Genomic DNA, 19,928 nt, shown 5'->3' on the forward strand with positions numbered 1-19,928 from the left:
AAAGCGGGTGAGACCTATCGGATAACGCCGAAAGCATCAGCGCCGCAATCGTAGCGCCAAGAGAATTACGCCGGCCACGCAGGCCGCGCTCCCCAACAGCGGGAACAGCGGGATGCCCCACAGCCGCAGCGAAGAATGCATCAGATAAGGCGCCAGGCCCAGAGCAAAAGCGGCGGTGACGATGGCGATAGCCAGCGTGACGGCGGCGCGTTCCAGCGCTTTGCTCAATTGGCCGAGGTTCTTGACGTTGATCTCGGCATTGAGCTGCCCCCGCTTCAGGCGACGTACCAACAACCGCAGGGTTTGCGGCAGCTCCTCTCCGGCGTCGAGCGCTTCCCCGCCCAGGGCCAACAACCGCTGGCGCACGGCGTCGGGGGCATAGCGCTGCAGCACCGTTTGTTGCAACATCGGCTTGAGCGTGGCGACGATGTCGAAGGCCGGATCCAATCGGTGCAGTACGCCGTCGGCGGTGATTAACGCCTTGAACAGCAGCACCAGATCGGGCGGCAGCGCCAGCTGGTGTTCACGCGCCATCACCAGCAGGTCGGTCAAGGCTTTACCCAGCGTCAGGGTGGCGGCGGCCTGTTTGTCGAGAAAGTTTTGCGCTGCCAACTCCAGATCCATCAGGTCCAATAGCTCGCTGTCCGACCAAGCGATCAGCGTGTTGACGATGCCTTCTGATTGACGATCGGCGATGGCTTGCAGCAGCAAAAGTAACTGGTTGCGCCGCCGCTCGGACAGCTGGCCCACCATGCCGAAGTCGATAAAGCCGACGCGGTCGCCGCTCAGCGCCATGACGTTGCCGGGGTGGGGATCGGCGTGATACAGCCGATGCTCCAGCACCATGCTCATAAAGGCGCGGGCGCCGCGTTGTGCCAGCAGCGGGCCGTCAAAGCCTGCCGCCGCCAATTGCTGAGGGTTCTCCGGCGCGGTACCGGGCAAGTATTCCTGCACTAACAGACGCGGAGACGACCATTGCCAATAGATTTTCGGCACGACCACGTCGGGTTCTCGTGCAAACATCTTGGCGACGCGATCGCAGTTATGCCCTTCGTGAGTCAAATCCAGCTCGTGATTGAGCGCCGTCGCCAGCGCTCGGATCATCTGCCGCGGCCGATAGCGTGCCAGCGTGGGGCTCTGCTGCTCCACGGTTTCCGCCAGCGAGGCCAGCAGCCGCAGATCGGCGTGGATGGTTTTCGCCAGGCCGGGCCGCAGCACTTTCACCACCACCTGTTCGCCACTGTGCAAGCGGGCGCGGTAAATTTGCGCCATCGACGCTGCCGCCAGCGGCGTGCGATCGAACTCGGCAAACAGGTGCTCGGGCTCGCCCCCCAGATCGGCAACGAGCTGCGGCGCCAGTGTCTCCCATGGCAATACCGCCGCTTGGCTGTGCAGGCGATCCAGTTCGTCGGTCCAGGCCGGATCCAGGAGGTCAGAACGCGTGGCCAGGATCTGACCGAATTTGACGAAGGTGGGGCCCAGCGCCTCGAGCGCCTCCCGCAGCCGTTCAGGCAGGGTCTGTGCGTCCTGCAGGGCGGGCTCGCCGCGGACACCGCGCAGCAATGCCCCCAGGCCCAGCAAGCGCAGAACGTCTTGCAGACCATAACGAATCAGAACGGAGGTAATTTCCTTCAGCCGCGCCCGATCGCGAGCGGTGGCGAGCACCATTTTCAACATCAGTACGCCATGTCCTTTTTGTGACTCTCGAACGTTATTGTTCCATATCCAGTAGCAACGGCACCTCGCTGCGCTGCGCCATGCGGTTGCGGTAGGCTTCCACGTTATCCGGCAGCGCAACCCCGGCGACGATCGACAACGAACGTAGCAGCGGGAACAGATGAATGTCGTCCTCGGACAGCTCGCCGTTCACCGCGTCAGCGGAGACGATCAGCGGTGACAGGGTTTGCAGATCGGCCTCCAACTGAGCGATCAGATCGGCGCTGTTGGCGAGATGTTCGGCGAAATCTCCGATTGACGCCTGTTTTTTATCGATAAAGTACTGGCGCGCACTGGCGGTGGCAAACTCTTCGAAATCGGCGTGCGCAATACGCGGCAGCAGCAATTTTGCGCTGTAACCGCCGACCCGCTGCAGCCATTCGGCGATAGCCGGGTTGGTGCGGCCGGTCAGGACCGGCTTGCCGTCCAACCCATCGACATAGCGTACGATATCCAGGCTTTCCGGCATCGCTTCACCGTTGTCTTTAATCAGAATCGGCACCATTTTTTTGCCGATCAGGTTGAACGGGGTCGTCTCATCGTCGTTGAGCAACGTGACCAGGCGAATCGGCAAACGTTTCAGGCCGAAAATCATGCGGGCTTTAACGCAGAATGGGCAATGATCGTAAATGAACAGTTTCATGCTTGCTCCGGGTTGTCAGGTTTTAACAGCAATAGTTACCACAGCTTATCGAGGCTGTCTTGACGTGCGTGTGTTGGATGGTGCGTTATTGCGATATTGCCCGCGCACCGGCACGGGCTAGAGGGCGTTATTTCTTGGCCGGTACCGAGTTGAGCACATCGATCAGGTGAATGCGAGCTTCTTCGAGGTCGATTCTGTCACGTTCGTTGGCGGCGGTGACGACCTGCAGCTGCTTGATAATATCGTCCTTCAGGCCGGCGTCACTGGCGAGGATGTGGGCCAGTGCTTTTTCCACCAGGGTGGAACGCGCATAAATCATGCGCAAGTTCAGTATCATATGTTCGAGTAGTTGCGGTAATTTTGCTTCTTCGCTCATGCCGACGGGCTCCTGTGGGTGTTTTTACTAACAGGATAGCAGCTGTTGCCGATTCGGCCGGATTTCTATGGCGTTAACCGCCGCGCAGCATCATCGGGGCGCTGCGTCGTGGGCTGAACTGCCAGTACAGCGCCAGCAGCGTAGCGAAGCCTACTGCCCCAAGCAGCAACCAGGGCAGCTCCGGCATGTTCATCGTGCGTCCGGTATCGTACATCCAGCCGCCGCCGGTGTAACCCAACGCGCCACCCAGCGCCAGGCCAAGGCGACTGAAGCCCATATAGCTGCCGCGTGCACGCGGATCCGCCAGCGAAGCGCTTAGCGTTTCGCGCGCCGGCTCGGCGATAATCGATCCCAGATAGAAGCAGCAGATCAGTGTGAACACCCCCTGCAGGGTGGTGGCGAGGCCAATCGGCAGCAGGCTGAGCGTCATTAGCAACAGGCCCGCCATCAGGCGCTGCTCAAGCCGGAAGTGTTTTTCTCCCCAACGCGCCAACGGATAGAGCAGCGACAATGACAGCGCCGCTTCAATCGCATACATCCATTTTACTGCCGCCGGTGAACCGGCGATTTCGTTGACCACGATCGGCAGCATCAGCATCACCTGTACCGCCAGCATATAGTAACCGGTCAGCGTCAGGACATAGGTGAGGAAGCGGCGATCGCGCAGTACCCGCAACATGCCTTCCTTCATCGGTATACGCACGGTAGAGATGCGGTAAGCCGGCAGTAGCCAAGCGTTCCAGCCAGCGGCGAGCACGAAGATCGCCGCCCCAACCCAGCAGACAAAGTGGAAATCGTACTGCAGCAGCCAACTGCCGATCAGCGCGCCGACCACCGCCCCCGCGCTGTCCTGCATCATCAGCAGCGAGAAAAAACGGCCGCGTTCATGCGGGCGGGTCAACTTGATTACCAAAGCGGTGCGCGGCGGATCGAATAACGTGCCGCCGAGGGCGGACAGCGCGCAGGAGAACCACAGGATCCAAGGCTCATCCGCCATCGCCATGGTAGCGAAACCGGCGGCGCGCAGCAGCATGCCGGTGACGATCATCGGCTTGGCACCGAAGCGATCGGCGATGGCGCCGCCAAAGATGCCGAGCCCTTGTTGCAGCAGCTGACGCAAACCCAGCGCGATGCCGACGATCAGCGCCGCCCACCCTAATTGATCGACAAAGCGGATCGAAATAAGCGGGAACACGACAAAGAAGCCTAAAACCACCAGCAGGTTGTCGAGCAACAGAAAATATTTACCCAAGCTGCGCGCTTGCGACACCAGAGACATGCATCACCATGAGCAATTAAGAGAGAGGGGAAGGCAACCCCACCATTCTCTACCCAATTGCCAGACGGCGACAGGGGCGGAGTAGATAATATTTTTTTATCGTCAAGGTGTTACCTGCGCTGCAAAATGGGCGGAAAAACGCCGTAAAACGCGTATTCGGCGATTTACTGAGCGACCGGGATTTTACCTCGGGGGCGGGCTACGGTTATATTGAATGCAGGGAAGTGCGGTTCTGAGGCGCTATTGGCTAAATAAAGTCATGGCATTAGATCGGCGCCGGATAATTAACCATGCGACTTCCCAATAAATACTTCTTATCGAACCGTTTTGACTGCGGGGGAAATGATGTTCGGCTACCGCTCTGCATCGCCAAAAGTACGTCTTACTACCGACCGGATGGTGGTCCGTTTAGTGCATGAACGGGACGCCTATCGTCTGGCGGACTATTATGCCGAGAACCGGACCTTTCTCAAACCCTGGGAGCCGGTGCGCGATGAAAGCCACTGTTATCCGTCCGGCTGGCAGGCGCGCCTGGGGATGATCGCTGAAATGCAAAAGCAGGGCAGCGCCTACTATTTTATCCTGCTCGATCCGGAAGAGCAGGAAGTCCGCGGTGTGGCGAACTTCAGTAACGTATTGCGCGGTTCGTTTCACGCCTGTTTCCTCGGTTATTCGCTGGGGGAGAAATGGCAGGGGCAAGGGCTGATGTTCGAAGCCTTGCAGTCCGCCATCCGCTATATGCTGCGCCAACAGCGCATGCACCGCATCATGGCCAACTATATGCCGCACAACCAGCGCAGCGGCGCATTGCTGACGCGTCTGGGATTTGAACGCGAAGGTTACGCCAAGGATTACCTGCTGATCGATGGCCAGTGGCAAGACCACGTTTTGACGGCATACACCAATAAAGAGTGGCTCCCCCCACGTTGAGGCCAAACGATGAAATATGAATTGAACGCCAAAGAGGCCCGGGTCATCGGCTGCCTGTTGGAAAAACAGGTGACGACGCCGGACCAATACCCGCTTTCGCTTAACGCCATTACCCTGGCCTGTAACCAAAAGACCAACCGCGAGCCGGTGATGGATCTGAGCGAGAGTGAGGTGCAGCAACTCCTCGATCTGTTGCTGCGCAAACATTTCCTGCGCACCCTCAGCGGATTCGGCAATCGGGTAGTGAAATACGAGCAGCGGTTTTGCAATTCCGAGTTTGGCCAGCTGAAACTTTCACCCGCCGAACTGGCGGTGATCGCCACTTTGTTGCTGCGCGGTGCGCAAACACCGGGCGAGCTACGCACCCGCACCAATCGGATGCACGAGTTCAGCGATGTCAGCGAGGTCGAGCAGGTGCTGCAACAGCTGGCCACGCGGGAAGATGGCCCGTTCGTGGTGCGCCTGGCTCGTGAGCCGGGCAAGCGCGAAAGCCGGTTCATGCATCTGTTCAGCGGCCAGATTGATGAAGCGCCGCCGGCGGCGTTCGAATCCGAGGAAGACAGCGAACTGAGCGCCAGGGTCAGCGCATTGGAAAACGAAGTGGCGGAGCTGAAACGGCAGCTGCAACACCTGTTGGCGAGGGATGCGAATGACTAAATTACGAGTAGGCGTGGTGGGATTGGGCAGTATCGCGCAGAAGGCTTACCTGCCAATCCTCGGCCAAGCGGCGGATTGGACGCTGGTGGGCGGTTTTTCGCCCAATCAGCAAAAAGCGCAGCCGCTGTGCGACAGCTACCGCATGGCCTGTTTCTCCCGGCTGGACAGCCTGGCCGAACAGTGCGACGCCGTATTTGTCCACAGCAGCACCGCCAGCCATTTTTCGGTCATTGGCGAGCTGCTAAACCGCGGCGTGCACGTTTACGTCGATAAGCCGCTGGCGGAAACGCTGGAGCAGGGCGAGCAGCTGCTCGAGTTGGCCGAGCGGCGAGGCAAAACGCTGATGGTGGGGTTCAACCGCCGTTTCGCGCCGCTTTACCGGCAGCTCAAGCTGGAAATGAACCAGCCGGCCTCTATCCGTATGGATAAACATCGGGCGGACAGCGTCGGTCCGCACGATCTGCGTTTTACCCTATTGGATGATTACCTGCACGTGGTAGACACTGCGCTGTGGCTGGCGGGCGGACGCGAGCAACTGTTGAGCGGCAGCTTACGGGCCAGCGCCGCAGGCGAAATGCTGTACGCCGAGCACCACTTCGCCTGCGGCGACACGCAGGTGACGACCAGTATGCATCGCCGCGGTGGCAGCCAGCGCGAAAGCGTGCAGGCGGTGACCGACGGCGCGCTGTATCAGTTGACCGATATGCGCCACTGGCTGCGTGAAGATGTACAGGGTGAGTTGGAACAGCCGGTGCCGGGTTGGCAAAGCACGCTGGTGCAACGCGGCTTCGACGGGGCGGTACGGCATTTCCTTGATGCCGTCGCCAACCAGAGCGCGCCGGAAACCGGCGGCGAACAGGCGCTGGTCGCCCAGCGGGTGGTCGAGCGTTTGCTGCGGGATAACTCTATGTAACATATGGCGGTAGCTATTCTTTTCCGGATGCGTAAACTGAGCCGATTGTTTCACTGACGCCTGCTGTTGCAGGCGTTGATATTTACGGTACCTATCAGACAACCACATGAACCTACTCAAATCCTTGGCTGCCGTCAGCTCGATGACGATGTTTTCGCGGGTGTTGGGCTTTGCCCGCGATGCGATCGTCGCGCGCGTGTTCGGGGCCGGCATGGCAACGGACGCCTTCTTCGTGGCGTTCAAACTCCCTAATCTGCTGCGCCGTATCTTTGCCGAAGGCGCGTTTTCGCAGGCCTTCGTGCCGATCCTGGCCGAATACAAGAGCCAGCAGGGTGAAGAAGCGACGCGCACCTTTATCGCCTATGTCTCCGGGCTGTTGACGCTGGTACTGGCGGTGGTGACGGTGTTGGGGATGCTGGCCGCGCCCTGGGTGATCTACATTACTGCGCCGGGCTTTACCGACACGCCCGACAAATTTGCGTTGACCTCGGCGCTGCTGCGCATCACGTTCCCCTACATTTTGTTGATCTCACTGGCGTCGCTGGTGGGGGCTATTCTCAATACCTGGAACCGCTTCTCGATCCCGGCCTTTGCCCCCACGTTGCTTAACGTCAGCATGATCGGCTTCGCGCTGTTCGCCGCCCCGTATTTCCACCCGCCGGTGCTGGCGCTGGCGTGGGCGGTGGTGGTCGGCGGCGTGCTGCAGCTGGGTTATCAGCTGCCGCACCTGCGTAAGATCGGCATGCTGGTATTGCCGCGCCTCAAACTGGGTGATGCCGGGGTCTGGCGCGTGATGCGCCAGATGGGGCCGGCGATCCTCGGGGTGTCGGTCAGCCAAATCTCGCTGATCATCAACACCATTTTCGCTTCGTTCCTGGTGTCCGGCTCGGTGTCCTGGATGTACTACGCTGACCGCCTGATGGAGTTTCCGTCCGGCGTGTTGGGCGTGGCGTTGGGCACCATCCTGCTGCCGTCGCTGGCCAAAAGCTTCTCAAGCGGCAACCACGACGAGTATTCGCGCCTGATGGATTGGGGGCTGCGCCTGTGCTTCCTGCTGGCGTTGCCGAGCGCCATCGCGCTGGGTATTTTGGCCAAGCCGTTGACCGTCTCGTTATTCCAGTACGGCAAGTTCAGCGCCTTTGACGCAGCGATGACGCAACGCGCGTTGGTGGCGTACTCGGTAGGGCTGATGGGGCTGATCGTGGTTAAAGTGTTGGCGCCAGGCTTCTATTCGCGGCAGGACATTAAAACGCCGGTCAAGATCGCCATCATCACGCTCATCATGACACAGGTGATGAACCTGGCGTTTATTGGTCCGCTTAAGCATGCCGGTCTGGCGCTGTCGATCGGTTTGGCGGCCTGCCTGAACGCCACGTTGTTGTATTGGCAGCTGCGCAAGCAGAAGATCTTCCAGCCACAGCCGGGTTGGGCACTGTTCCTCACCAAGCTGGTGATCGCCGTGCTGGTGATGTCGGCGGTGCTGATTGGTGTGATGTGGCTGATGCCGGCCTGGGATCAGGGCAATATGCTGGAGCGTTTGCTGCGCTTGGCGGCGGTGGTCGTGGCCGGCGTGGTGGCCTACTTCGGCGTGCTGGCCGGGTTGGGTTTCCGCCCGCGTGATTTTGCGCGCCGCGTCGCCTGAGCCGAATGCAAGAATAAAAAAGGTCGCCTTGGCGACCTTTTTGCTTTCCGCGCAGTGCGGTTTACATACGTTCGACGGTTTCGATGCCGAGCGTATCCAGACCCGTTTTCAGCGTTTTAGAGGTCAGCAGCGCCAGCTTCAGGCGGCTCTGACGCGCTTCTTCGCTGTCGGCGTTGAGGATCTGGCAGTGCTCGTAGAAACCGGAGAACAAGCCCGCCAGATCGTACAGGTAGCTGCACATGACGTGCGGCGTGCCTTCACGTGCAACGGTAGTGAGCACCTCTTCGAACTGCAGCAGGCGAGTGGCCAGTGCAATTTCACGCTCTTCGGTCAGTGTCAGCGGCAGCGTCAGGCTGCTTTCGTCGATCCCGGCGCGTTTGAATACCGATGCCACGCGGGTATAGGCGTATTGCATATAAGGCGCGGTATTGCCTTCGAAGGCCAGCATGTTATCCCAGTCGAAAACATAGTCGGTGGTGCGGCTTTTCGACAGATCGGCGTATTTCACCGCGCCGATGCCGACCACGCGGGCCACGGTTTTCATTTCCTCTTCCGGCATGTCCGGGTTTTTGCCGGCGATCAGCTGTTCGGCGCGTTCGATGGCCTCATCCAGCAGATCGGAGAGCTTCACGGTGCCGCCTGAGCGGGTTTTGAACGGCTTGCCGTCTTTGCCCAGCATCATGCCGAACATGTGGTGTTCCAGCGAGACGGACTCAGGCACGTAACCGGCTTTGCGCACGATGGTCCAGGCCTGCATCAGGTGCTGATGCTGGCGGGAGTCGATGTAATACAGCACGCGGTTGGCGCCCAGGGTCTCGTAGCGATATTTGGCGCAGGCGATATCGGTGGTGGTGTAGAGGTAGCCGCCATCCTTTTTCTGGATGATGACGCCCATCGGGTCGCCGTCCTTGTTCTTGTATTCGTCGAGGAACACCACGGTGGCGCCTTCGCTTTCCACCGCCAGCCCTTTGGCTTTCAGATCGGCGACGATGCCCGGCAGCATCGCGTTATACAGGCTTTCGCCCATCACGTCGTCTTCGGTCAGCGTGACGTTCAGGCGGTTATAGGTCAGCTGGTTTTGCGCCATGGTGATGTCGACCAGCTTGCGCCACATTTTCAGGCAGTACTGATCGCCGCCCTGTAGCTTCACGACGTAAGCGCGCGCGCGCTCGGCGAACTCGGCGTCTTCGTCGTAATGTTTCTTGGCTTCGCGATAAAACTGTTCGAGATCGGACAGGCCCATATCGCTGGCGTTTTCATTCTGCATTTTTTCCAGGTAGGCAATCAGCATGCCGAACTGGGTGCCCCAGTCGCCGACGTGGTTGGCGCGGATCACTTTGTGGCCCAGAAACTCCTGGGTACGTGCCGCGGCGTCGCCGATGATGGTGGAGCGCAGATGGCCGACGTGCATCTCTTTCGCCACGTTCGGCGCAGAGTAGTCGATAACGATGGTTTGCGGTTCAACCGGGGCAATGCCCAGCTTCGGTGCATTCAGCACCTGGTCGGCCTGGCGGGCGACCCAGTCGCTGTTCAGGAAAATGTTGATAAAGCCGGGACCGGCGATTTCCACTTTACTGGCGACATCGCCGAGATCCAGCAGTTGCACCACTTTTTCCGCCAGCTGACGGGGCGGCATGCCCAGCTTTTTGGCGACTGACATCACGCCGTTGGCCTGGTAATCACCAAACTGCGCCTTGGCGGAAGGGCGGACCTGCGCTTCGCAATCGGCTGGCGCACCAGCGGCGATCAGCGCCTGGCTGACTTTATCTGAAAGAAGAACCTGAATATTCACCGGGTTACCTTAATGACGAACGAGGAGCTGAAGCCAGCCCCTGCGGGATTCAACGGTGGCGGGCGCGACGGGCGACCTCCACAAAACAGCCTGCAATTGTAACCGATCTGACGGAGCCCGTCAGCAGTTGGCGCGGCCGCTGCGATGAAACAGTTGTCGGGTGCGGCGCGTAGAATGCCTGAAGGTGAAAAGCAGAATGACCTGACCAGAATGTACGGAGGGGAGAGTTATGAGGCTAACGCTTTTTATTGTGACGCCTGGCATCCAGCGTGTTGGTGCGGCGTGATTTAAAATGACGGTAGATGGCGTATACGGCGATAATTATCAACACCAAGGAAATCGTCAGCAATAACATAATGATCATCTCGAATTTAAATTTTCTCCAAAGTAGCTGAGTTGTACTGGTGAATCAATTGTCCGAGGTTAAATTAAGATAATCCTTAGTTTTTTATTAATTATTGAATTTTATTGTCTTTATTTACAATGGGTTGATTGTTGTTTTTTTGTGAATTTGATAAGTGGATAAAGTGTGATTAAATGAAGCGATTCAATCGGTTTAACCCGCGAATCACGAATGGTTTTGTGAAAAATAACTTAAATCATAACGTCATGATGAAGGGTTATAATGGCTTGCGAAAATTCTTAATTTTTATTTTTCTGTTGACTTAATAAGCTGCCTTCTTAATAAAAAGTTGGTTTTTTGCTCTCTCCGCACGCAACCGAAAATCATTCTGAATGACTGCTGAAAACCCTCTCAACGCTGGCGAGCGCTGTCGCCACCGTGTAAATTACGGCGTTTAACTTTGTGCTCCGTTGTTTTGAGGTTCCTATGACCACTCCCTTGCAGGCCATTGCCGAGCTTGACGATCTGAAGCTCGACCTGCCGCGTTTCGAGCAGGCGTTGCAACAATTTGCCGCCAGATTGCGGCTTGATCTGTCTGCCTTTATCGCCGATCACATCTCCCTGCGTTGTCACCAGAACGCTACCGCCGAACGCTGGCGCCAGGGATTGATGCAGTGTGGGACACTGCTGTCCGAATCGATGATCAACGGGCGGCCTATCTGTTTGTTTGATTTACAGCAGCCGCTGGCCGTGGGGCCGTGGCGCATAGATTGCGTCGAGCTGCCGTACCCCGGGGAGAAACGCTATCCGCATGAAGGGTGGGAACATGTCGAATTGGTGCTCAGCGGCGATCCGCAGACGCTGCATGCACGGGCGTTGAGTCACCTTGCTGATGAAGCGTTGTTGGCGCCGGGGATCAAGCTGAAGCAAAGTTCGCCAAAAGGCGAAGGCGAACGGCTGCCGAACCCGACGCTGGCCATCACCGATGGAACGGTTACGATCAAGTTTCATCCTTATTCCATTAGAGACATCGTCGCCAGCGAACAAGGCTAGCCAGCCAGTGCCGCACAGGCTTGCGCCATGCGATCGAGCGCTTCATTGAGCAGGGCCCGCCGGCAACCGAAGTTCAGCCGTACAAAGCGCCGATCGCCGAAATCCAAACCGGCGCTTAACCCAACGCCTGCGCGCTCGAAGAACTGATGCGGGTTATCCACCGGCAAAGCGCTGCAGTCGATCCAGGCCAAATAGGTGGCTTCGATCGGTAACAACGTCAATCCCGGCATAGCGTTGATGCGCTCTGTCAACCGATCGCGATTGGCGCGCAGATAAATTAACTGCTCATCCAGCCAGGGTTGCCCGTATTGATAGGCCGCCTGAGCGGCGACCAGCGCCAGCAGATTAACCTCCGGGACAATGCCGCTGCGTGCGCGTTTCAGCTTTTGTCTCAACGCTTCGTTGGGGACGATCGCCATCGAGGCGCCGAGCCCGGCGAGATTGAATGTCTTTGACGGTGACATCAGCGTCACGCTGCGTTGGGCCGCATCTTCATTCAGGGTGGCGAAAGGGATATGTCGCACGCCGGGTTCAAGTAGCAGCTCGCAGTGGATTTCATCGGAGCAGACGATTAAATCGTGCTCGCGAGCGAACTGATGGTGCTGCAACAGTTCGTCCCGGCGATAAACGGTGCCTCCGGGATTTTGCGGGTTGCACAGCAGCAGGAGCTTCTCGTTGCCGCTGAGCAGCCCATGCAGCGCGGAAAAATCCAGCACCCAACGTTGGTTTGCCGCCGTTAGCGGCACCGTGAGGTGTTTACGCCCGGCGAATTTGGCCGCTTTGCGAAACGGCGGATAAATGGGAGAGGGAGCCAGCGTGCTCTGATGTTCTTCGGTGCAGGCGCGCACGCACAGGTTCAGGCCGCACACCAACCCAGGCAGGAAAATGATCCATTCAGGCTTGATGTGCCAACCGTAGCGCACTACCATGCGGCGGATAAAAACCTCAAGAAGATCAGGGGATGGGTGGGTGTAGCCGAATACGCCGTGCGCTACGCGCCGCTGCAAGGCTTCGATCACCGCTGGCGGCGAGGCGAAATCGCTGTCGGCGACCCAAAGCGGGAGGATGTCGCGGCCGCGATATTTATCCCACTTAACGCTGTCACTGTGACTGCGGTCTACCCATTGATCAAAATTGAATGCCATAGTTACAACCCTGAACCGGTTTATGCCTATGCATGAGCCTACGTGAGAAATGAAGAAATGAACAATTGCCGCCGTATGTTGGCCGTTATCTGGGGGTGACAATGATAAAACTGGAAGTTTGTTGCTTTAGCGTCGACTGTGCGCTGACGGCCGAACGGGCGGGCGCCGATCGCATCGAGTTGTGCGCCAGCCAGAGCGAAGGGGGATTGACGCCGAGCTATGGCACGCTGCGTCTGGCGCGCGAGCGGGTTGCGATCCCGGTGCATCCGATCGTTCGCCCTCGCGGTGGCGATTTTTGCTACGGCGCGGTGGATTTCGAGGTGATCAAGCAAGATATCCGCCACATCCGCGAGATGGGATTCCCCGGCGTAGTGGTAGGCATGTTGGACGAAGAAGGGCACATCGATCTGCCGCGCATGCGCGAAGTGATGAGGCTGTGCGAGGGGATGGCGGTGACGTTCCACCGCGCGTTCGACATGTGCCAGAATCCGATGGTGGCGCTGGAGCAACTGACTGAGCTGGGCGTGGCGCGCATTCTGACCTCCGGCCAACAGCAGAGCGCCGAACTTGGCCTGCCGTTGCTGCGTGATTTGCGTCAGGCCAGCCAGGGCCCGGTGATCATGGCGGGTGCCGGTGTGCGCCTCAGCAATCTGCACAAGTTCGTCGATATCGGCCTGCATGAACTGCACAGCTCTTCCGGCCATCTAGCGCCGTCGACCATGCGTTATCGCAAGGCGGGTGTCACCATGTGCTCCGATAACGAGTTTGACGAATTTAGCCATTATTGCGTGGATGGCGAAATGGTGGAGGCGATGAAAAACGCGCTGGCCTTGGTTGATCCCCTGGCGCAAAGCGCATAAACACGCAGCTAACCGTGTTTGATAACCCGTTTCCGGGCCGTAAGACCCCTTTGCGTGTCACCGAGCCCTCGGCGATCACGCAAGTACCAGGCCCCGGCGTTTTGCCGGGGCTTTTTTTATTTCACTATGACTCCAGCACGGTAGTTCGCTGGACTACGCCAAGACTCGACATAGCAGGTTTATCAACGGGTTAGGTTGATTCATCATATGCCGGTGCTTTACGAAACATGGCCCGGCTTCCTTTCGCGTGGCTCCCATGCAGCTCTTGGAAACCGGGCTTTCCGAGGAGTCATCATGGCGAAGATCAAACTCACCAAGACCGCAGTCGATGCGGCGCAACCCCAGGCGCAGGTTGTTGAACTCCGGGACACTGTGGTGCCCGGTTTCCTGTGCAAGATTACTCCAACTGGCCGCAAGGTGTTCATGCTGCAGTACCGCACGAACGCCGGGGAGCGCCGTAAGCCCGCATTGGGCCAGTACGGGGAATTGACTGTAGAACAGGCCCGTTCACTGGCTCAGGAATGGTTGGCCGAAGTGCGTAGGGGGGGCGACCCCAGCGCCGATAAGGCTGCTGCCCGTGCAGCGCCCACGGTCAAGGAGTTGTGCATCAAGTTTATGGAGGACTACTCCAAACAACGCAACAAGCCCAGCACCCAGCGCGGGTATCAGGGCGCCATTGACCGCTGCATCGTTCCGTTGCTGGGCCGTGTGAAGGTCCAGGATGTGAAACGGCCAGATGTGGCGACGGTGATGAAGAAAATGGCCCACAAACCCGCTGAGGCGAACCGTGCTTTCAGCGTGATGCGCAAGATGTTCAACCTGGCTGAAGTGTGGGGGTTCAGACCTGACGGTAGCAACCCCTGCCGTCACGTCCCGATGTACCCAAACGGGAGAGCCACTCATCTCATCAGCGACGAGGACATGGTTCGTATCTTCCGTCAACTGGATAAGGTGGAATCCGAAGGGCTGGAAAACTACGTCATTCCGTTGGCGATCCGCCTGCAATTCGAGTTCGCTGCTCGTTACTCCGAAATCGCCATGCTCCAGTGGCTATGGGTCGATTTGGAAAACCGGCGCGTGGTATGGCCCGACAGCAAGACTGGAGGCATATCCAAGCCCATGAGCGATGAAGCCTATCGCCTGCTTTCGGCCGCGCCGAGGGAGGAAGGTGTCCCCCATGTACTGCCATCCCCTAGTTGTCCCGGTAGCCATCTGACCGAGGGGGAGTACTACAGCGGCTGGTGCCGTGTGCTCAAAGCTGCGGGCGCGACGCATGTGGGTACGCATGGTATCCGCCATCGTTCGGCCACCGACATTGCCAATTCGGGCATTCCGGTCAAGGTCGGCATGGCGCTGACGGCGCATAAGACCGTGGTGATGTTCATGCGCTACGTTCACACCGAGGATGAGCCAGTTCGCCAGGCCGCGGATCTGGTCGCTAAGCGGCGCAAGACAATCACAGGCGCAAGCCATGTTGATGAGGTGGCAGAATGACCAGGCAGCGAAAGATCATTACTTCACCAACTGACTCCACGGTGCTGCTGGGTGACATCCGAGCGCTGATCGAATCGGCGCGCCAGCGCGCAGTCTCGGCGGTCAATAGTGAATTGACGATGCTCTATTGGCGTATCGGTCAACGCATCTATACACAGGTTTTGGCGGGACGGCGGGCTGAGTATGGCGAAGAGGTATTGCCCACTTTGGCGGCACAATTGGTGCAGGAGTATGGCGGTAGCTTCGCGGTCAAGAACCTGCGTCGAATGGTGCAGTTCGCCAGCACTTTTCCTGATGAGCAGATTGTCGTATCGCTGATACGACAATTGAGTTGGACACATTTCATTGCCCTGATCCCGCTGAAAGACCCGCTCCAGCGGGACTACTACGCGCAGATGGCCAGTGCCGAGCGCTGGAGCGTGCGAACGTTGCGTGAGCGCATCGACTCCATGCTGTATGAGCGTACGGCACTTTCCAAGAAGCCGTGCGAGACGATCGCAGAGGAACTGGCAACCTTGCGCGACGCACAGCGTATGTCGCCGGCACTAGTCATGCGTGACCCGTACCTCCTTGATTTCCTTGACCTGCGGGACACTTGGCAGGAAGGCGACCTAGAAGCGGCGATCGTCCGCGAGATGGAATCGTTCCTGCTGGAACTTGGTGCGGGGTTTAGCTTCGTAGCCCGGCAGAAGCGCATCCTGATTGACGACGAGGATTTCCATCTCGATCTGTTGTTCTACAACCGAAAGCTGCGGCGGCTGGTTGCAATAGAGTTGAAGGTTGGTGAGTTCAAGGCGGCTTATAAGGGGCAGATGGAGCTTTACCTTCGGTGGCTGGACAAGCACGAACGGGAGCCGGAGGAAGCCTCGCCGTTAGACATCATTCTTTGCACGGGAAAGAAGCGCGAGCAAATCGAATTACTGGAACTGGACAAGTCAGGCATCCACGTCGCTGAGTACCTGACGGCCTTACCACCGAGGGGGGTGTTGGCGGCGAGACTGCAGCAAGCAATGCAGCGGGCGCAATTGCAGATTGGAGCGCGTGGCGGCGAAGACCGTGAGCGATAAACCGATTGGGTGCGAGACTCTGGGGAACACCATCTTCACAGTATCCTTGGAGGCCAAGTGATAGCAACTGCGTTTTCCCATATCACGCTATTTTGACGTCGACAATTTCTACGGTTTATGAGATGCAGGCTCGGGCAGGAGCCTGTCACCCATCAGGGTAAAGTTGTTGACAGCAGTAGTCTTTCGAGCTGTACTGCTGCGAGTCCAGCTCTACATTTTTCCGAGCATTTGTGGAACATAAACGTGCGCCGCATATTGGGAGTTTGTTCATATTCTGTGCGGGTGCTACCCTGACTGCCTACCACTAAAGTCGCTGCAGAAAGGTAGACGTTGCAGTTAAGTCGCTGTAGAAATGGGGAAATATTCCCTCTCATCCTGCGAATCACTAGAACATGGCCAATAGCGAAGCCCGTATATTTATTGCCAAGCCATTCTCCTATTTTGATCTCAAGGGGGAATGCTGCTTCCCCGGCTCAGAGCTCATTCAATCCAATGCGCGGGAAGGCATTGTGACAGCCTTGGTGCTGGATGCGAACATCTGTCTTAACCTGGCTAACTACGCACGTGGGCAAAAGGACCCTATCAAAGAATCGATGTTTCGCCAATTCCTGTTGGCTGTTGAGTTCGTCAAAGTGGATGTCGTTCCTTACTTTGGTTGCATGGAACTAGCGTCAAATCGTGAGAGCGATCAGCTCGACACGGATAAGCTCTCCAGCATCGCTTCGAATGTCGCACGTGCTCTTGCGCAGAGTGAGGATTCCTTGGCGCGGGGGAGACAAGCTTCTGCCCGAATCGCGGACGGGTTGGAGATGACCGACAAGTCCTTGTCGGTGGCGTTTCCAATGCTGCGCTACGCTTATTGTTGTTTCCTGAAAATTTTTGAGATCCGTTCACGCGGATTCTTGAAGGCTCGTGCTGCAAAAAATTTCATCGAATTCTTTGATTGGTGCGAAGCCATGGAGTGTCATATAGGGCTGATTTCGCAAGCCGCGTTCGCCTTATTCGGGGGCGCGAAAGAAGCGGATAAGCTGTTGAGCCTGCGTGAAGGCAAGACACCGCTTGATGCTGCGTGGGGCGCTGCCTGGGACATCTGGCATTGCTGGATGGTGCAGAACTACTTTCCTGCGCTACCGGTGGACGGAAAGCCGCAACATGCAATCTTTGTCACCGATGATGCTGCAGCAGCCTTCATTGCTGGCCAGTGCTTGCCTCGTGCACTGTTTCTCAATGCCGGTGAACCGTTTTTGTCTGCATCTGTTTTGAGCTACAACTTTCCGTTCTATGCGGACAAGGGCGAACGCCTTAACGAGCTCTTGAGACAACGGGACTCACAGCGATTACGCCGCATATTATCCAATGTGAGCAACACCAATGAGTTTGATCACGCTCGTGTCCAGGTTGAGATTGAGAGGCTTGAGCAAGCCATCATGACCTCTTGGTGAGTCGGAGAGTCTGTGTAAGACAGGTTCCCTCGTTAAACATGTTGTCTTCACGCGCCTGGGCTGCGCACCATATCGTGGCCATCCAATTATGACCCCTGACCCCTACGGCCCTGATGGGCCTGCGCGCTTCGCTTGCTCAAAGATAGATATGAGCAGAGGGCAGCAGGGTGGGGGCGGTCTTGCTGTTCCCTTCACCTCATCACGGCGTTCTCGCCGTCAAGGGCTGCGCGTGCTTGCACGCTTGCGGCCTGGCTGCCGTCTCTGACCCCTGACTGCTTGCGCTGCGCCGTGCTCCTCACGGTTCCGGGCAATTCCGCCCGAGCAACCGGAGCACGATCATGTCGCAACTGTCCTTTTCCTCGTTCGATACCACGCTGATGGTGCGTGACACCCAGGGCCGCTATCTGCCGGCGACGGTAGACCAGATTCTGGAAGCCGCGCGCCAGGTCGTTGAGCAGAAGATGCAGCGTGGTACATCCTTCACGTCGCCAGCAGTGGTCAAAGAATATCTGTGCGCCAAGCTGGCTGGCTACGAGCGCGAAATCTTCTCGGTACTCTTTCTCGATTCACAGCACCGCCTGATCGAATACGTAGAGATGTTCCGTGGCTCCATCAGCAGCACATCGGTGCATCCGCGCGAGGTGGTCAAGCAGGCGCTGCGGCTCAATGCGGCGGCGGCAATCCTGGCCCACAACCATCCGAGTGGAAGCGCGGATCCGAGCGAGGCGGACCGCGCTCTGACCAAGAGGCTCAAGGAGACATTGGCACTGGTGGACGTGAACGTGCTTGATCATGTCATCGTCGCTGACGTCAACACCACGTCATTTGCCGAATGCAGCTTGCTTTGACTTCTGGGGGCATTGCCCCCTTTTGTTTCTTATGCGGCAGATAGTTTTCGATTTCAACAAGTCTTAGCCCTGTGACAGGGTCGTCTGGTACATTTTGCTCAACAACGGCTCCATCAATTTCTCCGTAGATTCCCATTCATCTTTATTGAGCATCCCGTACTTCTCTGTCAGGGTGACTTGATGATCGAAGAGAAAGTCGGTTGGTGTTTCTAAGCCGACAATGAGCTGCATGCCAGCGGGCAAGTCCTTTGCGATGAACTTGAGAACCGCCGGTAGATTGAAGTCGTCTTGAGCTTGCTGGTTGGGCGAGTCGATGACAACTGGGACGTCATATGTGCCCATCTTGCCTTGAATGGTCTGCCAGATAGCAGCGTAATAGGCAAGGATTGACCGCGGTCCGCCGCTGCCCGAAAGAGAGGGGCGTGATGCCAGCTGCATGGTTTTGGTTGCAACGGAGTGAAGCTGTAATGCGATGCGGCTAGCCGCATAGTGCTCACGGAACTCAGTCAAAATTGCCTTCGTGCGTTTGGGAGAACGCAGCTCGGCCATCTTCGTCTCGAGCACGTCGATAGTGAGAACCACTGAGTCGATAGAGTTTTGAATCTGCTTGCGTTCAGCCTCGAAAGCTGCAAATGCAGACTCTGCGCCCAGGCTTCCTACGACATCTTGGAACTTCAACTCACCTTTACGCGTGTCCAGCAAGCGGGAGATGCGTAGGTAGTTCTCGTTGAGTGAGTTTAGCTCCGTGAAGGCTTTCTGCGTCCGCTTTCGAACCTCTGTAGCATCCTCACGCAGTCGGGCGGCTAGCTCGCGTAGAACACGGGCGTCTTCTGCGAACTCCAGCAGGTCGAGGAAGGGTTTCTCGTGCTCGGCATGACAGGTGGGGCAGACTAGTGGCGCTGCGCCTTCTCTGAGGAGGTATTTTGTGTCACTGTCATATGCTGAAAGAGCGCTGTCGGCGAGCTGAATCTGATGGTCCAGATTCTTCAGAAGCTCTTGCTCGCGCACGGCCACATTGCGCAGTGCTTCCTGTCGGACGTTGAGTTCGTTGACTTCCTTGGTGAGCTGCTCAATCTCGACGACAAAGTTGTTGGCATTGACCTTTGGGCCTGATAACGGGACTGTCTTACTAAATCGCTCAATGGCGCGCTCGAGCAGGCGGTACTCGCGGCGGTGTTCTTCAAGAACCTTGGAGTACTGAGATCTTTCTGCGCTTGCCGTGTAGTACTCTGGTGGACATACGCCGGTGAAGTACTCAAGGATTGGCTTGAACGGTGCACTGAAGCGTTTCATGCCTCCGAACGTGTTCCAGTCAGATTGCCAACTGCCATCTTGGTTCACGTAGAACGGTGCGAAGAAGCACGCGGGGTCAGCGGAAACCACCTCTGCCTGTTTCTTGTCTGAGAACACCAGGTTGAAGTCGGTTATCTCGCAAAATCGCTTGGACCAATCGCCGAACTTTGAAGTTGAAATGAGAAGGTTGAACGTTTCGTCAAATAGCGCGCGCCGCCCATCTTGATGGAGGGCGAAGTAGTGTTTGTCATTAACCGAGAACTCAAGCAGCGAGGCTGCGTTCTCGTCCCACTGTTCGAGTTTTCCTTGCGGCTTCGCGCCAAGCGTCTCAAACAGACTCCGGATCAACGTCGTTTTTCCCGTGTGGTTCCTCCCCACCAGTAGGTTCTTGCTCGGATGGAATTTCACGTGTCGAGCTGTCTTCTCGCGATGAGA

At 57.5% G+C, this 19,928-nt stretch carries 17 protein-coding genes; 10 read left to right on the forward strand and 7 right to left on the reverse strand.

Annotated features, from left to right (window positions below; all coding sequences use genetic code 11):
* Nucleotides 1-36: 36 nt before the first annotated feature.
* The 4 genes from ACJ8J5_RS03905 to mdtH all read right to left on the reverse strand — a co-directional run bounded on the left by ACJ8J5_RS03905 (nt 37) and on the right by mdtH (nt 4,014).
* On the reverse strand, nt 37-1,677 hold the full coding sequence (locus ACJ8J5_RS03905) for an ABC1 kinase family protein (protein ID WP_414104423.1): 1,641 nt from the start codon (nt 1,675-1,677) through the stop codon (nt 37-39).
* Nucleotides 1,678-1,711: 34 nt separating this feature from the next.
* On the reverse strand, nt 1,712-2,359 hold the full coding sequence (gene grxB, locus ACJ8J5_RS03910; RefSeq protein ID WP_049295784.1) for a glutaredoxin 2: 648 nt from the start codon (nt 2,357-2,359) through the stop codon (nt 1,712-1,714).
* 127 nt (nt 2,360-2,486) lie between these two features.
* Nucleotides 2,487-2,735: a hypothetical protein gene (locus ACJ8J5_RS03915; protein ID WP_043143592.1), complete on the reverse strand. Its 249-nt coding sequence runs from the start codon at nt 2,733-2,735 to the stop codon at nt 2,487-2,489.
* Between the two features lie 73 nt (nt 2,736-2,808).
* Complete coding sequence (gene mdtH / locus ACJ8J5_RS03920; protein WP_043143594.1) at nt 2,809-4,014, reverse strand: multidrug efflux MFS transporter MdtH; 1,206 nt, start codon at nt 4,012-4,014, stop codon at nt 2,809-2,811.
* Nucleotides 4,015-4,359: 345 nt separating this feature from the next.
* Between mdtH and rimJ the strand changes: the two genes are divergently transcribed.
* The 4 genes from rimJ (at nt 4,360) to murJ (ending at nt 8,156) form a co-directional block, all read left to right on the forward strand.
* Nucleotides 4,360-4,944 carry a ribosomal protein S5-alanine N-acetyltransferase gene (gene rimJ / locus ACJ8J5_RS03925; RefSeq protein ID WP_025303142.1) on the forward strand — a complete coding sequence of 195 codons (585 nt, stop codon included), beginning with the start codon at nt 4,360-4,362 and terminating at the stop codon, nt 4,942-4,944.
* Between the two features lie 9 nt (nt 4,945-4,953).
* Nucleotides 4,954-5,601, forward strand: a complete 648-nt coding sequence (locus ACJ8J5_RS03930; protein ID WP_025303141.1) for a YceH family protein — start codon at nt 4,954-4,956, stop codon at nt 5,599-5,601.
* Complete coding sequence (locus tag ACJ8J5_RS03935) at nt 5,594-6,514, forward strand: Gfo/Idh/MocA family protein (protein WP_043143598.1); 921 nt, start codon at nt 5,594-5,596, stop codon at nt 6,512-6,514. Before ACJ8J5_RS03930 ends, ACJ8J5_RS03935 begins: the two co-directional genes overlap by 8 nt.
* 106 nt (nt 6,515-6,620) lie before the next feature.
* Entirely contained in the window at nt 6,621-8,156 is a 1,536-nt protein-coding gene (gene murJ / locus ACJ8J5_RS03940; RefSeq protein ID WP_043143599.1) for a murein biosynthesis integral membrane protein MurJ, read from the forward strand.
* Nucleotides 8,157-8,217: 61 nt separating this feature from the next.
* Here the strand turns inward: murJ and argS are convergent, their stop codons facing one another.
* A complete protein-coding gene (gene argS / locus ACJ8J5_RS03945) occupies nt 8,218-9,948 on the reverse strand; it encodes an arginine--tRNA ligase (protein WP_025303138.1) in 1,731 nt (576 codons plus the stop codon).
* 829 nt (nt 9,949-10,777) lie between these two features.
* On the opposite strand from argS, the gene ACJ8J5_RS03950 reads away from it, so the two are divergent.
* Nucleotides 10,778-11,344 (forward strand): VOC family protein, encoded by a 567-nt coding sequence (locus ACJ8J5_RS03950; protein WP_025303137.1) that lies wholly within the window; start codon nt 10,778-10,780, stop codon nt 11,342-11,344.
* On the opposite strand, the gene ACJ8J5_RS03955 is transcribed toward ACJ8J5_RS03950, so the two are convergent.
* Entirely contained in the window at nt 11,341-12,489 is a 1,149-nt protein-coding gene (locus ACJ8J5_RS03955; RefSeq protein WP_414104424.1) for a MalY/PatB family protein, read from the reverse strand. The genes ACJ8J5_RS03950 and ACJ8J5_RS03955 overlap by 4 nt on opposite strands.
* Before the next feature lie 101 nt (nt 12,490-12,590).
* Here ACJ8J5_RS03955 and cutC point away from each other — a divergent pair, with 101 nt between their 5' ends.
* The 5 genes from cutC (at nt 12,591) to radC (ending at nt 18,200) form a co-directional block, all read left to right on the forward strand.
* Nucleotides 12,591-13,349 (forward strand): copper homeostasis protein CutC, encoded by a 759-nt coding sequence (cutC, locus tag ACJ8J5_RS03960; RefSeq protein ID WP_043143046.1) that lies wholly within the window; start codon nt 12,591-12,593, stop codon nt 13,347-13,349.
* A gap of 294 nt (nt 13,350-13,643) precedes the next feature.
* The gene (locus tag ACJ8J5_RS03965) at nt 13,644-14,843 is read left to right on the forward strand and encodes a tyrosine-type recombinase/integrase (RefSeq protein ID WP_099817158.1); all 1,200 of its coding nucleotides are present in this window, start codon (nt 13,644-13,646) and stop codon (nt 14,841-14,843) included.
* Complete coding sequence (locus ACJ8J5_RS03970) at nt 14,840-15,910, forward strand: PDDEXK nuclease domain-containing protein (protein WP_414104425.1); 1,071 nt, start codon at nt 14,840-14,842, stop codon at nt 15,908-15,910. Before ACJ8J5_RS03965 ends, ACJ8J5_RS03970 begins: the two co-directional genes overlap by 4 nt.
* Before the next feature lie 392 nt (nt 15,911-16,302).
* A complete protein-coding gene (locus tag ACJ8J5_RS03975) occupies nt 16,303-17,352 on the forward strand; it encodes a hypothetical protein (RefSeq protein WP_099817160.1) in 1,050 nt (349 codons plus the stop codon).
* Between the two features lie 338 nt (nt 17,353-17,690).
* Nucleotides 17,691-18,200, forward strand: coding sequence for a RadC family protein (gene radC, locus ACJ8J5_RS03980; RefSeq protein ID WP_414104426.1), 510 nt, complete (start codon nt 17,691-17,693; stop codon nt 18,198-18,200).
* 63 nt (nt 18,201-18,263) lie between these two features.
* On the opposite strand, the gene ACJ8J5_RS03985 is transcribed toward radC, so the two are convergent.
* The gene (locus ACJ8J5_RS03985) at nt 18,264-19,901 is read right to left on the reverse strand and encodes a hypothetical protein (RefSeq protein ID WP_197770122.1); all 1,638 of its coding nucleotides are present in this window, start codon (nt 19,899-19,901) and stop codon (nt 18,264-18,266) included.
* Nucleotides 19,902-19,928: the final 27 nt, after the last annotated feature.

Origin of the sequence: Serratia sp. CY43202 (assembly GCF_052168755.1) — a bacterium.
GTDB classification, from domain to species: Bacteria; Pseudomonadota; Gammaproteobacteria; order Enterobacterales; family Enterobacteriaceae; genus Serratia; species Serratia bockelmannii.

What these genes read in the sequence shown, in the direction of transcription:
- ACJ8J5_RS03930 (WP_025303141.1), top strand. Translation starts at nt 4,954, where the DNA reads ATGAAATATGAATTGAACGCCAAAGAGGCCCGGGTCATCGGCTGCCTG.
- ACJ8J5_RS03970 (WP_414104425.1), top strand. Translation starts at nt 14,840, where the DNA reads ATGACCAGGCAGCGAAAGATCATTACTTCACCAACTGACTCCACGGTG.
- ACJ8J5_RS03935 (WP_043143598.1), top strand. Translation starts at nt 5,594, where the DNA reads ATGACTAAATTACGAGTAGGCGTGGTGGGATTGGGCAGTATCGCGCAG.
- ACJ8J5_RS03955 (WP_414104424.1), bottom strand. Translation starts at nt 12,489, where the DNA reads ATGGCATTCAATTTTGATCAATGGGTAGACCGCAGTCACAGTGACAGC.
- ACJ8J5_RS03975 (WP_099817160.1), top strand. Translation starts at nt 16,303, where the DNA reads ATGGCCAATAGCGAAGCCCGTATATTTATTGCCAAGCCATTCTCCTAT.
- rimJ (WP_025303142.1), top strand. Translation starts at nt 4,360, where the DNA reads ATGTTCGGCTACCGCTCTGCATCGCCAAAAGTACGTCTTACTACCGAC.
- grxB (WP_049295784.1), bottom strand. Translation starts at nt 2,359, where the DNA reads ATGAAACTGTTCATTTACGATCATTGCCCATTCTGCGTTAAAGCCCGC.
- murJ (WP_043143599.1), top strand. Translation starts at nt 6,621, where the DNA reads ATGAACCTACTCAAATCCTTGGCTGCCGTCAGCTCGATGACGATGTTT.
- radC (WP_414104426.1), top strand. Translation starts at nt 17,691, where the DNA reads ATGTCGCAACTGTCCTTTTCCTCGTTCGATACCACGCTGATGGTGCGT.
- mdtH (WP_043143594.1), bottom strand. Translation starts at nt 4,014, where the DNA reads ATGTCTCTGGTGTCGCAAGCGCGCAGCTTGGGTAAATATTTTCTGTTG.
- ACJ8J5_RS03905 (WP_414104423.1), bottom strand. Translation starts at nt 1,677, where the DNA reads ATGTTGAAAATGGTGCTCGCCACCGCTCGCGATCGGGCGCGGCTGAAG.
- ACJ8J5_RS03950 (WP_025303137.1), top strand. Translation starts at nt 10,778, where the DNA reads ATGACCACTCCCTTGCAGGCCATTGCCGAGCTTGACGATCTGAAGCTC.
- ACJ8J5_RS03915 (WP_043143592.1), bottom strand. Translation starts at nt 2,735, where the DNA reads ATGAGCGAAGAAGCAAAATTACCGCAACTACTCGAACATATGATACTG.
- ACJ8J5_RS03965 (WP_099817158.1), top strand. Translation starts at nt 13,644, where the DNA reads ATGGCGAAGATCAAACTCACCAAGACCGCAGTCGATGCGGCGCAACCC.
- cutC (WP_043143046.1), top strand. Translation starts at nt 12,591, where the DNA reads ATGATAAAACTGGAAGTTTGTTGCTTTAGCGTCGACTGTGCGCTGACG.